Source organism: Psychrobacter phenylpyruvicus DSM 7000 = NBRC 102152 (genome assembly GCF_000685805.1).
GTDB lineage: Bacteria > Pseudomonadota > Gammaproteobacteria > Pseudomonadales > Moraxellaceae > Psychrobacter > Psychrobacter phenylpyruvicus.
Window position 1 is genome coordinate 1 of record NZ_JMKP01000017.1, and the last position, 12,822, is coordinate 12,822.

Here is a 12,822-nt window from a genome sequence, read left to right on the forward strand (position 1 = left end):
AAAAAATTCTGCCATAGCCCTTTTTTAGACCATCGATTAAAGCGGTTATAAGCGGTTTTCCATGAACCTAGTTCGGTAGGTATGTCTCGCCATGGAGCACCTGTTCTTAGTTTCCAAAGTATGGCTTCCATTACGGTGCGGTCATTCTTCCATTGATGGCAACCGTGAGCCTTCATTGTTGTTTGTAGTTGTTCCCATATGTTGTCAGTTATTACTGTTCTCGCCATGGCTTGAGTTTCCCTATATTTTGTTGATATATAGGATTAAAATAAGGCTTTACTGTATTTTTCAAATTAGGGACACGCCCTAGATTTATCGAACTATGTAGTTAGTATTTCAGATTCTAAAATCGCTGTCTCGCAGATTTTTGTTAAGAAATACAGAGGCTTGTAACGTGGTTAGAGGGAGAGTTAATTTTTGTTGCTCTGATGTTTGACGTGTTATTTATAAAGAGTTTTGGCTAGTCGTTAGGATTAGTTGAAAGGGCTTTTTTATAGACCTGTGTTAGTTGACTAAACTGTTCTGCCTGCTCAAGACTTGATAATGTAGTAAGGCTCATTGATGCCATAAATGAGTCTTTTGGTACACCTATGATGGGTGTTTTTAGAATTAAAGGTTTGTCAAGTTTAAATAGGTAGTATCGATCAGTCTTAGTGCTATTACTACCGGCTTGTTCATCAGAAATATCTTCTCTACGAACCAATGATACACTTATAATAGGCCAAAGCTTATTAATTTTCTTACTAGCCAATGACTGTTCGGAGCTAGAAGCTAGCGCTAAGTAGCGCAGCTCATTTACCACATGGCGTGCATATTTACGCAAGAAGGTTTTTTCTGGCAGGTGATACCATTGTGCTGTACCTTCCTCAAACTTGTTAAAATAAGAGTCCTTACGATCTGCTTTGTCACCTAAAGCAATGGTTAAAGTAAGGTCAGGGTATAATATTTGCTGCATACCATCGTACGGAATACGGGCAGGCTCTTGAATATAGAGACGCTCCGCTATCTCACTGGGACTATATTTAATATCCCTAGTAGCAGTACCAATTTGTTGAATCAAAAACTGGCTCAGCCAATAACTGCCCGAATTATAGTTATTAGTATTAAATAGAGGGTAATTATTATCGGCAGTGTCAGATTGCTGAGTACTGGGTAATAAAGCAAAAGCACCGATGCCCACTTCCTTAATTTCATGATGGTAAGGGTTTTCCATCTGAGTTTGATTGAAATAACCAGGGTATAAAGCAAACGCCCCAATTACTGGTCTACTCTTTGATAAGTTACTATTCTTTAATTGGAGTGCTGCTTTGTCTTCGGCAATACGAATTAGAGCATCTCGATAGCGGTGCATTTGGTTAATTGCATCGTCTGGGGCATAGTCTGTAATTTCGATATCAGATTCAAGGTCAGTACTATTACTGGCAGTCTTGATGCGATACTTGGCATCGAATACCCATATAAAGCGTTTTTCATTATTGCTTTCTTGAATAGGTAGAGTCACTTCTAGTACTATGTCAGGTTTTTGAGTTGTAAGATAAGAGCGTATTTTTGTTCCTTTCTTACCGAAAATGGGCTCGTGAGCCAATCTTGCAGTGATCCCGTCTGAACGTCTAAACTCTATTGCACCAGCAAAACCATCTTTCAGCCGATACTCGAAATAATCATTTAACTCAAGGGAAGGTCTATTAGTGGTGACTTGCTCAAATCCCAAGTCTTCAATCAAGATCTTTCTTAGTGCTAAAAAGCACCATATCTCATATATTTCTGCGACAGACTTCATTGAAATACTGGCTTGGTTATCAAACAAATCGAGATAGAACTTCAGTTCCTGCCATATACGGTAAACTAAACTATAGCCTACCTTTTGCTGAAGTACCAATGACTCATGACTAAGCCCACTAAATGCGCTTACTTCTTGCATAAAGCTTTGTTTCAGTATTTTTTGTAGTGGTTGTTGCCAACTGTGTAACTCATTTAAAAAAGCTTCAGAAAGACGTTGTTGGTCCGGTGCAGCATTGATGACTCTTAGTTTATTTTCAAAGCTAGTTAATCTTTTTAGCGTTGTACTCACTACCATCTTTATAAACTGGTTCTCAGGTGTGTTTACACTGAGTTGTTTTTTAGTAGTAGGATAGCGCCTATCAGATAAGCCGTTCTTGAAGTCTTCTTTAATCTTAGTGGCCAGTCGATGTGATACTCTACCTTTAAGTCGATTAGCTTTGTTATAAGCCGTATGAGATTGAAGACGACTATGAGGAGCTTGACTGATTACTTTAAGGCCATGCTCAAACTGCTGTCGTAATTCAGTAAAGCTTGCTAACCATAAGAGTGGGAAGAAGTTGCGCTGTTGACTGCTTGCAGCATCTTGTTCAGTGGGAGCAACAAGGCTAAATCGCCACAGTGGGAAAACCTCATCTATGGTCTGATACATCAGAGGTAAATCATCGTGTAAGCTCATTTTGGTGGGAAGAACTTCAAAAGCTAGCTTACTTTCAAAACTTTTTTCTGCTTTAACATACTGTAAAGGCAGTCGCATCCACCCTAAGTGATTAGACGTATTTATTGAACCTGTTAGCCTAGCAGGGATTGAGCGATTTGCAGGAGCAAATCTAAAGCTTTCATTAATTAAATGACTTCGATGGGCTAAGAAAGCATTATTTACCGGAATAACGGAATTAGATTCAGCGGTATTTGCCTCATTAGTTATGAATAACCATTCAAAATGATATTGTAAATTCTCAAAGAATATAGGATGTTCAATAGTAATTACAGTCTCTAAAGCACTATGGTTTAACTCTGTATCTAAATCTAGTTCATTCCCCATAAAAATAGCTTTGGTAACTGCTATCGCAGGGGATAAACGTATACTGATTGAGTTATCTTCCACAGAGGCTTTTCGTTTGGCTAGAGTATCTTTATAGGCAGACTGGCGCTTAGAGATGTCATTACACCATATATTTAATTCAAATTCCGGTGTTTGGATATATAGTAGTTCAGACATGACAATTTATTCCCTAAGCTGAATACAATTAAGTTTAAGGCCAAAAGCTCGTAAAGCCTGAGCGCTGTAAACGCAGTTGCATCCATTCAAGCTTATCTTTGCTACGACAATCAATATCTAGAGGGCTACCATCTATATTTTGACGATATAAATCAGGGCGAACTGGTTTTTTATCTGCTGATCCGACCCAAATTAGGTCAAGTTTTTCAGCCAAAACTTTTGATAGTTCATTTAATATGGTTTGCTCCGTAGTGCTATAGCTAGGACTTGAAGTGTCGTCTGAACTATTACCATTAATAAAAATTAATTTATCGTGGTCGCCATCAATACGAGGCAATACCTTACACATTAAGAAGTCGTCCCAAACGGCTTGTAACTCGATATCATTGTTTGGCCTAGAATTAATGACCGATAAAAGAAGCTCGTTGAGAGCTCGGAAAGCTAGTTTAAAAGGTGTATTGTCCAATATAGCGTTAATAGATTTCAAGAAAGCTATACTCTTTTGACCATCGCTATCTACTGTGGGTAAATATCTTTGCTCAGCTTGAGAGTAAAGAGGGTAGCTGAGGGCCTTATGATTTACTACTGGCTCAAAGAAATAATCGAAATCGTTGGGGAAGAAATCACCGAAGTCGAAGCTTAATGCTCTATCGATTACTTTACGTGAGAAGCCATGTGTTGTCTCATCCATATTAACAGTACCAGCAACTATGAGATTAAAGGGTAGGCTCATACCATAGTTACAAAATAAATCCCAAGCTTGATCGTATTGGCTACCACTTAAACCTAATTCTGTGCGGAACTGAGATTTATCAGCAACTTGAGTAAAAACAGATGGCTTTAATATAGCATCACAGCTATAGGAGAATTGATTTTCATCAGACCATCGCCATTCACGTGTTTCTAAAATAGATAAATAATCAGCAAAGTACTGTTCTACTGGTGCGAGATTCATCTCATCAAGACATAGCCAATAGGGAAGAATATTTTCTAAATCAGGTTTTTCACCGGTTACTTGTAACCTTCCATTTGTATCAGTTTGTATAACTAGGTTAGCGTCAATAATGGCGCGCCATGCTTTAGCGATAAACTGTAGTACATCAGTGGTGATATATTCAGCTTGTCCGCCCAAACGTGATATATAGCCTAAAAGGTCGCTAGGTTCATGCCAATCGGGACGAACAGATGTTAGGCAGTAGGTTTCACTAAGGCTGCCAGTTACTTTAGCTTGCTCACGAACAAAACGTGTTTTTCCTGTGCCGGATATGCCGGCTAGTAGTAGGAATGGTTTCGAAAGAGTGGTTAAGTCACTCACTTTTAATTTTTTAGGGTATCTTTCATTATCTTGCTTTTCAGCATGCAAGGACGATGCTTCCTGTTTAATTTCTTTCTCGCTTATTATTTTATAGTGGGTTTCTAATCTTCTATAAATATGAAGTAGTTCCAACAGATCGTTTTTTAACTGCTCATTATTAAGCTTAGAAGATGCATCGTAGTATTTTGCGACAATATTGTAAGTTTCATAAGATTTACCAAGATCCGTGCTAGCAAGCAAGTCTATTTCTGGCTTTCCCCAATTCATTAATTCAGGTAGCTGTTCTAGAATATAGCCCTTAATTGTTTCAGCTCTACTTTCTGCTTTGGTTTTTCCATATTTGTGAGTTGGTATAGTTGTACCTTGATTTAATGAAAGATAAAAGCCGGACCCATCCGCTTTAAATAAATAAACAGGATAAATCCCGTCTTGAGTGGTGGTAGTAATTTTGGGATTAAGAATAGACACCCAAGGAATGTTAGCCCAGTTACCAGAGCCTACACTTGCTTTAACGAGATAAGTGCTATCAAAACTATGAACTATTGACTTAACATTTGCTTCGACTTCATTCCTGAATAATTGTGCTAATGGATGTTCTTTAAAGGCCTCCTGCGTTGAGTTAACCCAGTTTGAGGTAAAGTATTCTAATTGTTGTGCGAGGTCATTCTTTTCCATCAATTATTTCCATTTAATATTCAATGATAAAGAGCTTATAATTGGGATGCATTATTACAGGCCTATTTAAGATATAACAGTCATCAACTAATGTACATGAGCATGACTTTAAAATATAGTGCAACGCTATTAAAGAAGTAATTTCACAGACACAAAAAAGCCGTAGGCATAACCCACGGCTTTTATAACAAATATAGCATCAAAAGTAACTGAAGCTATAAGCCTAAATCAGCTTAGGCATCAGCACCTTGCTTACCTGGACGACGCTCAGGGAGCATGCCTTTGTCTAAGATAAAGCTGATGATTTCTTCAACGCCGACACCATCATATAAGTTGGTGAAGATAAATGGACGCTCGCCGCGCATTTTTTTCGAATCACGCTCCATCACATCTAAAGAGGCATGCACTTGCTCTGCGATATCAATTTTGTTGATGATTAATAGATCTGATTTGGTGATACCAGGACCACCTTTACGAGGAATCTTATCACCAGCAGCCACGTCAATAACATATATAGTTAAATCAGACAGCTCTGGGCTAAAGGTTGCAGCTAAGTTATCACCGCCAGACTCAACCAATACCAGCTCTAAATCTGGATGACGGGTCTGTAAGTCATCAATAGCCGCTAAGTTCATTGATGCGTCTTCACGAATAGCAGTGTGTGGACAGCCGCCAGTTTCCACACCGATAATACGGTCGGCTGGCAGGGCATCATGCTTCAATAAGAAGTCGGCGTCTTCACGAGTGTAGATGTCATTAGTCACAACGGCAATGTTGTAATGGTCTTTTAAGGCGCTGCATAATTGGCGTAAAAGGGCAGTTTTACCTGATCCTACTGGGCCACCTACGCCAACTCGTAAACAATGTTTCATAAAATATTTTCCTTATTATTGTCACACATAGAAGTGCAAAATTAAAAAAAGTCACACAGGCTGTTTAAGCAAATATTAGCTTCTAAACAGTCGTGAGTATTGAGTCTCGTGCTGGGCACTGCCTAATGCCAGACCGGGCATAATAGGGCCCAAATCTTCATCAGCCAAGCTCAATGCAGTGTCTACGGCCGACACTAATTTGGGGCGTAGTTGCTCATTGAGACGCTGGGCTGCGGTATGTCCTAATGGCATGGCTTTACAGGCCGCCGCCAACTGGTTCTCAAGCCAAGCCCACGCAAAGCCAAGTAAGCTTTGACGTACCGGCACGTTACGGGTATGTGCAGTCCACGCAAAGACAGTCACATAACCAGGCTCTTCTGGCAGAGCGGCATCTCCTTGCTCAGGCTTGGGCTGAAGGTCTAAGCTGGTCAATAGCCGAGTGAGTGCAAGGCCTAAGCGAATATCTTCGTCGCTAAGCTCAGCACTTTCACGGTTGGCATGAATCCACTCGTTCCAGTAGGCCAAGCCTTGGCTGTCTTTATTGGCCCAGCAGTTCTGTAGCCTGGCAAGTACCGGCAACTCACAGCGGGTTAAACCATCATTTAACACGCCCTCAAGCCAGTGACACAGCTCTTGCTCAGTGGTTACCCAGCCCAATTCAAAGGCGCTTTCTAGGCCTTGCGACCAAGCAAAAGCACCAATGGGTAGGGCAGGGCTGATCAACTGCATCAGCCCAAGTAATGCCAAATCGCTAATGGCGCTGGTCGGCTCATTAGTGATCATGATGTCCACCGTGGTGTGAGTGGTCGTGTGAATGGTGGTCATGGCCATGATCGTGTGAGTGATGGTGACCGTGGCCGTGTCCATGACTGTGTGAATGGCTGTGGGCATGCTCACGGCCAGCTTGAGCATACGCTCCTGACTCAGGGTCAAATGGTGCTTTGTGATGAGTCAGCTCAGCGCCCAGCAGCTCTGCTAATTCTTCAAGCACATGGTCGGGCGGGAAGCGTACCCAGTAACGACCGTCTTCATCTGAGCCAATGGCCAGCGATACATGACGATTGCCCAAGTGATAGCATAGGCGTGCTAAAGGCAGGCCATTTTCAATATACGCAGTGGCCACCTCTTCATCAGCGGCCAATACTTGAATGATTTCACCGCTCTCGGCTTGTAGCAAGTCGCCATGACGTAATACAGGACCACGATCTAAAAATAGCCCTACCTCGCGGTCGTTATCAGTAGTCGCTTTTAGGCGACCCCGAATACGCAGCTCATAAGGCAAGGTTAGGGTGTCAAAAACTTCTGCAGTAGAGTTCTCACTGCTATCAAGTCTTTGGGTTAATTGCAACATGATATTATCCTTCAAAGTGGGTTAGAACAAGTGATAACGCTGAGCTAGAGGCACTTCGGCTAAAGGCTCACAAGTTAGCAGTTCACCATCTGAGCGCACTTCATAGGTTTCTGGATCTACCGTTAAGTACGGGCAGAAATCATTTAATTTCATGTCTTTTTTACGCATTTGGCGTACGTTTTTACAAGCAACTAATCGGCTTTTTAGCCCCAGTTTTTCTTCTATACCAGTATTCATAGCTGCTTGGCTAACGAAGGTCACACGGGTTGCAGAAACCGCACCGCCTAAGGCACCAAACATACGGCGATAGTGGACCGGCTGCGGTGTTGAAATAGCGGCGTTTGGATCACCCATAGCCGCGCCAGCAATCATGCCACCTTTTAGGATAATAGAAGGTTTAACCCCAAAGAATCCTGGTTTCCACAGCACTAAGTCTGCAAGTTTGCCCACTTCAATTGAGCCAATTTCATGAGATACACCATGGGTAATAGCGGGGTTGATGGTGTATTTGGCAATATAGCGCTTCACACGGAAGTTATCGGTACCACGCTCTTTATCTTCAGGAAGTAGACCACGCTGAACCCGCATCTTATGTGCAGTTTGCCAAGTACGACAGATTACCTCACCGATACGACCCATGGCTTGCGAGTCTGATGAAATCATCGAAATCGCACCGATATCGTGCAAGATATCTTCAGCAGCGATGGTTTCACGACGAATACGAGAGTCAGCGAAGGCCACATCTTCTGGAATGTTTGGATCTAAGTGGTGACATTCCATCAGCATGTCCAAATGCTCATCAACGGTGTTGATGGTGTAAGGACGAGTCGGGTTAGTTGAGGACGGCAATACGTTTGGCTCACCACAAGCGATGATAATATCAGGGGCGTGTCCACCGCCAGCACCTTCGGTGTGGTAGGAGTGAATACAGCGGTCCTTGAATGCCTCTAGGGTGTCTTTTACGAAGCCGGACTCGTTTAAGCTATCAGCATGTAGTGCAATTTGAATGTCATAACGGTCAGCGATATCTAGCGCGTTATTAATAGCAGCTGGGGTGGCTGCCCAGTCTTCATGAACCTTCAAGCTCATAGCCCCTGCTTTCACTTGCTCTTCAAGTGCTTCTGGGGAGCTACTACTTCCTTTACCCAGTAATCCGATGTTCATTGGTAACTGATCAACTGCTTGCATCATACGTGCGATATACCAAGGACCGGCAGTATTAGTGGTGGCAACCGATCCTGTAGCGGGTCCTGTACCTCCACCAATCATGGTGGTCATACCACTCATTAGAGCCTCATCAACCTGCTGAGGACAGATGTAGTGTACGTGAGTGTCAATAGCACCTGCTGTTAGGATTTGACCCTCACCAGCGATAATCTCGGTACCTGCACCAATATTCATGGTGACACCTGGCTGTGTGTCAGGGTTACCTGCTTTACCAATAGCTGCAATACGGCCATCTTTTAAGCCCACGTCAGCTTTTTCAATGCCCCACCAGTCAATAATGATGGCATTAGTAATGACAGTATCCATGACTTCATCAGAGCAAAGCTGACTTTGGCCCATACCATCACGAATCACTTTACCGCCGCCAAAGACAACTTCTTCACCATAATGAGTGTGATCTTTTTCAATCTCAATCCATAGCTCAGTGTCCCCTAGGCGGATGCGGTCACCGGTTGTCGGTCCATATAAGTTTGCATAAGCTTCGCGATTAATTTTCATTATTCTTCTCCTGAGCTTGATTCTGATCTATTGCACCCATCACCTCGCCTTTAAATCCATAGATACGGCGCAGTCCGCTATAAGGTATGAGAGATACCTCTCGTTTTTGACCAGGCTCAAAGCGTATAGCTGTGCCTGCAGGTATCGCCAAACGATGCCCATAAGCCTTCTTACGATCAAAGCTTAATGCACTATTTGTTTCGGCAAAATGATAATGAGAGCCCACTTGGATCGGGCGGTCGCCTAAATTTGCCACTTCAATTACGAAGCTTTCACGGCCGGCGCACAACTCAATGTCTTCGTCCTTTAACTGATATTCACCAGGAATCATGGCTTATCTCCTAAACAATCGGGTTGTGAACGGTAACCAACTTGGTGCCGTCCGGAAAAGTGGCTTCAACTTGGATGCTTTCAATCATCTCAGCCACACCGTCCATCACATCATCACGAGTCAGGATTTCGCGTCCTGCACCCATCATCTCAGCGACGGTACGACCTTCACGAGCGCCTTCCATAATGGCGCAGCTAATCAGTGCAATGGCTTCTGGGTAATTCAGCTTAAGCCCTTTTGCTTTGCGGCGTTCTGCTAATAATCCAGCCGTGAACAACATTAATTTATCTTTATCTCTTGGGGTAAGTTCCATTAGGTGCTCCGTTATTATGCTATTACTATTATTATTTAGGTCTTATACCGAGTAAGGTATAAGCAAATAGAGAGTTCATTGTTAACACAAAGTTTTTGCAATAAGTTTTATAAAAATCTAGCTTGTTAATTAGGTTAGCCAAATACGGGGGGTTACTGCATCAACGCCGATCAGTCTTGGGCGTAGAATCTCACGAGCTTGCTGCAATAAATCCCAAGCCTCGTTACGCTCCATACCCAAATAACGTAGTAGCAGTACACCGCGGCGATAGGTCACAGCCCAGTTATGATTGGGCGCAATCTTGTCGCGTAGTTCGCTGATGGTGGCTTCCGGGTCGCTTAGACCCACTGCCCATAAAGTGGCGTGCACTGTGGCGCCGCCTTGTCCCCATTTACCAGCAAATCTGGAATGAGTGGGGTCGATAACTTGGCGCTCTAGCCATAGCGGACGACCGTTTTGGGTTAATTGAAAGCGCTGTTCAATAATACCGCTGACATAGGGCAAGTCACTAGCTGGACGGCCCAAGCCGATGATCTCCCAACCGAGGCACTTGGCAGTCTCGGCTAAGTCAATAACAACCGTTTGTTGGCCCCGTGAGCCATCGAAAGCAAGGGTTTCTTGTGGCAACCATTCAAGTACCGCATCTTCGGCAACCTTCAAATGCGTATATTGAGTCCAAGCCACACCATTGCTGTCAGCTCGGTACAGCTTATTGGCTGCAGGGGTAGTAAGCAGAGTGTGGGCATTTTTATCGACAGTGACATCTATATTCAGTGAGTCACCACTGGCCAAACCGCCAGGCGGGTGCAATAAGTAGATATGGCAGCAGCCATCACGACCTTCAGGATAAAAGGCGCGCTGGACGCGAAGTGGGCCATAGTGACGGGCCACATTCATGCGAGTGATTGAAGTATCGCGCTCTGGATAAGCAGCAAACCCAAGAGTTAAAGAGGCTTCCCAGCGGCGATTGGCATCAAAGCGATGGCCATAATCGAGGGTTTCCTTTGGCGACAAAGGAGGTGTAGATAAAGTTGTCATGCTGTAAAAGACCCATTTATTATGAGCCTAGGTTAGTTTCAGCCTAAGCAAAAGTGTATAAAAAATAGACTTCAAAGGATTCAAAAATATTTACTTATAAGTTAAGCATGCAGCTTAGTATGGGTAATAGGACGTTACCAAATCAGAGAGGACAGTTCTTTTTTTGCCAAGACAGACAGTGGATACCAAGTATCAGCACAAGCTGGGCGCTAAAAAAGACGTGTGAAGTATATAAGTAAGAAAGCGATAAATAGCAGCGCTATTGCCACTATACCCTATCTGGCGCTTTTATACACCTTAACCTGATTTCAGTCAAGTCCTTTTTTCCATAAAAAACTTTCTTAAAAAACCTGTAAATTAACTTCAACAATAAATTGGAACAATATAGTTAAACAAGCGGTAAATCACTTTTTATTAAGGATCTCTTTAAAAGCCGGTGGCAGATAATTTTCTTTTTTGGCCTCAATTTTTGCTCTAATTTTATCTTCATTGGCCAATAGTTCTTTGGCATCCGCAACTTTTTGTTCAAAAGCTTTTAATTCTTCTTCAATTTCATCTAGCTTCTTTTGTACTATAGCAAAATACTCTGCGTCACTGGGCTCTAAATCAGACAAGCTAGCGTCTGAATTTTCTGCAGCTTGCTCTTGCTCGTCATGCTCTTCATGAGACTTGCGTAGGGCATCTAAGGTACCGGTATTAATGTTATGGTGCACCGCCAGCGCTTTTTTGGTCATGGTTAAGTTATAGCCTTGATCCAATAACTCATTAAATTGAGCAACGATTTTTTTTTCATCCTCTTTACTATACACACTCTTGCCGGACTCTGTAGTGCCTTGAGGGGTGAATTTGATGACATTTTTTAGCATGTCTTCGTTGGTTTTCGTGGCAGCCTTTGGGTTAATAGGTTCGACCTTAGCTGCTGAGTCAGCATTAGACGTTTCTGCTGCAGGGTTTGATACGTTTTTGGGATCAGTAGATATAGGGGATTTATTATTATTCATAAGAGATGTCCTTACTCTAAAAAAGAGAGTTTTTGCAGTAGTTTTCAAACAAGACTAGCTTGTAGCAGTGGGGTAGTCAATAAGGTTTACTAAAAGCAACCAAAAACAAAAAATCCCCTAAAATAATTTAGGAGATTAATCACATATGGCGCTACTCAAATAGAAAAATATATTTAATAATCAGGTGTTTATATTGAATATAGCTTCGTTTTCCTAATAGGTGAAAATATGTCGTAATGTTTCATTTGGTATCAAATAAGCAGCCAATACTTTGTGTCCAATAAATAAGCATAACTTATTTTTTTATATCAAGTTTAGGTCACATAGCTACCCTTAAAAACTACCCTGTAAAAAACAGTAGAAACCTTTTTAGGAAGTAAGAAATAGTAAGTATTGGCTTTATCTGCTCGAAGTTGTTGACAGGGAGAGCGGTTCTACTTCAGGATTAGAAATTGCCCGCCATAATATTTGAAACAGATCGTCGAAGTTATCGGTTAAAGGGGTAGTGGAGTTTCTAATCACCTGCATGGTGCCAATACGCATCACAAACCCCATAAACACATCAAATAACACGTATAGCGGTACCTTATTATTTAACACTCCGCGGCTTTGACCATCTGCTAGCACACTGGTAAATGCTGTAATGAGCTCTTCATTTTCATAAATGGATATTTTTCGAATGTCTGTCGCTGATACTGAGGTTAGCACTGTTACCGCATCAGGGTGGCTATCCACGAAATCAAACACCACCCACAATGTCTTTCTAAGTCTATCTTCTACGCTGTCGATGCCTTGCAAATGATCCATCATGCGCACTGCAAGCCTGCCGAGCACCCTGTCCATAATGGTATGAAACACCGTTTGTTTATTACCAAAGTATTTATATAAAGTTTGCAAAGACACGTTTGCAGTTTTTGCAATTTGAATCATGGTCACTTCTTGCGCATTTTCTCCAGCAAATAGTTGATGCACTGCCTTTTCGATATTGTCTAAAGTTGCTGGGCGCATGTTAGCTAAAGGGGCTAATCCCTCGTCATTAATAGCCTTAGCTTTAGATTTACTGCTCGTTAAGTGTTGACTCATAAACCCCTCATAATATTGGCAACCCACATAGTAACAACCTAGCTAATAGTAGCGGTAATAAATATTACCATTTATATTTAAATGATTGCTTAACAAAATCTACTTTTGTAGTATAAG

The 12,822-nt window shown here is 42.1% G+C and carries 12 protein-coding genes; all 12 read right to left on the reverse strand.

Annotated features, from left to right (window positions below):
• A partial coding sequence (locus G561_RS0107785; protein ID WP_028859036.1) for an IS5 family transposase occupies positions 1–227 on the reverse strand: 227 nt, incomplete at its 3' end.
• A gap of 233 nt (positions 228–460) precedes the next feature.
• Positions 461–3,001, reverse strand: coding sequence for a DUF2357 domain-containing protein (locus G561_RS0107790; protein ID WP_028859037.1), 2,541 nt, complete (start codon positions 2,999–3,001; stop codon positions 461–463).
• Between the two features lie 34 nt (positions 3,002–3,035).
• The gene (locus tag G561_RS0107795) at positions 3,036–4,991 is read right to left on the reverse strand and encodes an MrcB family domain-containing protein (RefSeq protein ID WP_037031984.1); all 1,956 of its coding nucleotides are present in this window, start codon (positions 4,989–4,991) and stop codon (positions 3,036–3,038) included.
• Positions 4,992–5,224: 233 nt separating this feature from the next.
• Positions 5,225–5,863: an urease accessory protein UreG gene (gene ureG, locus G561_RS0107800; RefSeq protein WP_028859039.1), complete on the reverse strand. Its 639-nt coding sequence runs from the start codon at positions 5,861–5,863 to the stop codon at positions 5,225–5,227.
• A 75-nt stretch (positions 5,864–5,938) separates the two neighbouring features.
• The gene (locus tag G561_RS0107805) at positions 5,939–6,754 is read right to left on the reverse strand and encodes an urease accessory protein UreF (protein ID WP_228707612.1); all 816 of its coding nucleotides are present in this window, start codon (positions 6,752–6,754) and stop codon (positions 5,939–5,941) included.
• Positions 6,636–7,214, reverse strand: coding sequence for an urease accessory protein UreE (ureE, locus tag G561_RS0107810; protein ID WP_028859041.1), 579 nt, complete (start codon positions 7,212–7,214; stop codon positions 6,636–6,638). Before ureE ends, G561_RS0107805 begins: the two co-directional genes overlap by 119 nt.
• 21 nt (positions 7,215–7,235) lie before the next feature.
• Positions 7,236–8,939 carry an urease subunit alpha gene (gene ureC / locus G561_RS0107815; protein ID WP_028859042.1) on the reverse strand — a complete coding sequence of 568 codons (1,704 nt, stop codon included), beginning with the start codon at positions 8,937–8,939 and terminating at the stop codon, positions 7,236–7,238.
• Complete coding sequence (locus G561_RS0107820; RefSeq protein WP_028859043.1) at positions 8,929–9,270, reverse strand: urease subunit beta; 342 nt, start codon at positions 9,268–9,270, stop codon at positions 8,929–8,931. Before G561_RS0107820 ends, ureC begins: the two co-directional genes overlap by 11 nt.
• 10 nt (positions 9,271–9,280) lie before the next feature.
• Positions 9,281–9,583, reverse strand: a complete 303-nt coding sequence (gene ureA / locus G561_RS0107825) for an urease subunit gamma (protein ID WP_028859044.1) — start codon at positions 9,581–9,583, stop codon at positions 9,281–9,283.
• A gap of 129 nt (positions 9,584–9,712) precedes the next feature.
• Complete coding sequence (locus G561_RS0107830) at positions 9,713–10,621, reverse strand: urease accessory protein UreD (RefSeq protein ID WP_028859045.1); 909 nt, start codon at positions 10,619–10,621, stop codon at positions 9,713–9,715.
• Between the two features lie 404 nt (positions 10,622–11,025).
• Positions 11,026–11,622 carry a MerR family transcriptional regulator gene (locus G561_RS0107835; protein ID WP_028859046.1) on the reverse strand — a complete coding sequence of 199 codons (597 nt, stop codon included), beginning with the start codon at positions 11,620–11,622 and terminating at the stop codon, positions 11,026–11,028.
• 399 nt (positions 11,623–12,021) lie between these two features.
• On the reverse strand, positions 12,022–12,705 hold the full coding sequence (locus tag G561_RS14280) for a TetR/AcrR family transcriptional regulator (RefSeq protein ID WP_051584451.1): 684 nt from the start codon (positions 12,703–12,705) through the stop codon (positions 12,022–12,024).
• Between the last annotated feature and the right edge of the window lie 117 nt (positions 12,706–12,822).